This window comes from Waterburya sp. (assembly GCF_058530065.1).
The window spans coordinates 1-1,661 of record NZ_JBZNBU010000403.1 but is presented as its reverse complement, the minus strand read 5'-3'; the positions used below and the strand labels follow the sequence as shown (position 1 = coordinate 1,661).

The 1,661-nt window shown below is 42.9% G+C and carries 1 protein-coding gene and 1 pseudogene; both read left to right on the top strand.

What is annotated here, in order from left to right; all coding sequences use genetic code 11:
• Window positions 1-670: pseudogene (locus tag AC33VI_RS22865) on the top strand (hypothetical protein); the annotation flags it as partial.
• Between the two features lie 34 nt (window positions 671-704).
• Window positions 705-1,661, top strand: a 957-nt coding sequence (locus AC33VI_RS22860) for a S1 family peptidase (RefSeq protein WP_491784566.1), incomplete at its 3' end; no start/stop codon positions are given.

Below are 1,661 nucleotides of genomic sequence, written 5' to 3'. Positions count from 1 at the left end.
GACGGGCAAACAACCAAGAGACTTTTACGACAGTGTGGAAGAAAAGCTGCAATGGCGCAGATACACTGAGGTCAGCGATAAACTGGCTAATGTTATCGATAAAATGTCCGCAGAAGCCCATCGCGATCGCTATCAGTCAGCCCAGGAAGTTATGGAGGCTTTACTCGATGGTCTGCCAAATACTTTTATTCCCAACGATTCGCCCGTCCCAAATACTTTTATTCCTCCCAAACCCACCGAACTTGAACCTCAACCCAAATCTAGAAGTCCGCTTGTTTTTGGCGGTGTAGGAGCAGTCGCAGTATTGGGGGGATTGTTTTTCTTTTTAACCCCTAATATAGAAAGTGTCTGCAATACTTTGAACAATTGTTCTCGTAACGTACAGTACAAAACTGAATATGAAGAAATAGCAAATCGAGCAGAACCAATTTTGGCAGAAGCAGCTAATGACGACAATTTGAACACTTATGACTGGCAACAATTACAAGCACTCAAAAGCAAATTAGAAAACCTCAGCAGCGATCTCGAAGCAATTCCCGTCAGTGCCAAAATCTATGATGAAGTGGAGCAAACCTTAGCAGATGTCAAAACCCAACTGGAAAGAGTAGAAATAGCAGGTACTCCTCAATTACCAGACAATATGTTTATCAATCCTGAAGTAAACCAGTAATCAATCACAATTAAAATAAATCACAGTTACCCCGATGAATTTTTCTCCTTACATTTTTGGAGCAACCGCAATTACTGTGGTTACAGTAGCTTCTCCTACTATCGTTATGGCTCTAGAGCCTACCCAAATCAACGAAATTGCTACTAATATTACAGTTAAAATTGAACGCAATGAAGGTGTCGATCGCGAACCTACCCTAGGATCGGGAGTAATTGTTGCCAGAAACGATTCTACCTATTATGTGTTGACTGCCAAGCACGTAGTAGAACGTCCCGACTACGAACACACCATCTTTACTGTTGATGGAGAAGGCTATATTTTAGACCCCAATACCATCCACAAAATCGATGGTGTAGATTTAGCAGTCATTTCCTTTAGGAGCGATCGCAGTTATAAAACAGCCCAAATCGAAACTTCTGCCAGTCGCATAGTGCCAGGAATGCCTGTCTACGTTAACGGATTTCCCAAAGCAGGACAAGAAATTCAGGGGGGAGCGCAATTTACATCGGGAAGTTTGACGGGAATCAACTCACAACACCGTAGCGGCTATAATTTGGTCTATAGTAATTTTACTCGTGGCGGGATGAGTGGCGGTCCAGTACTCAACGCTCAGGGGAAACTAATCGGCATCCATGGATTAGCCGAACAAGAAATTAACGAAGCAAACAACAATTGCCAAAGCCAACAGCTAGAACAATCTGCCGAAGCTAATCTGCTTCCTCCGAAATTAGGCGAAACTAATTCTTCAAGTAGTGCCGAAGCTAGTATGCTTCCCCCAAAATTAGGCGAAACCAATTCTTCAAGTAGTGAGTGCCAACCAAAAAATAATGTCCCTGAAAAAATCGACCTAAATTTAGGTATCTCGATTGTTACTTTTGTCGAACGGGCTGCCACTATTGGTATCAACATAGGAATCGACCCAACTGTTGTTAATACCCCCAGACGCACTCCTAGAGATACTTCAACGGTCGAATCTGGTACGGCTTGTTCT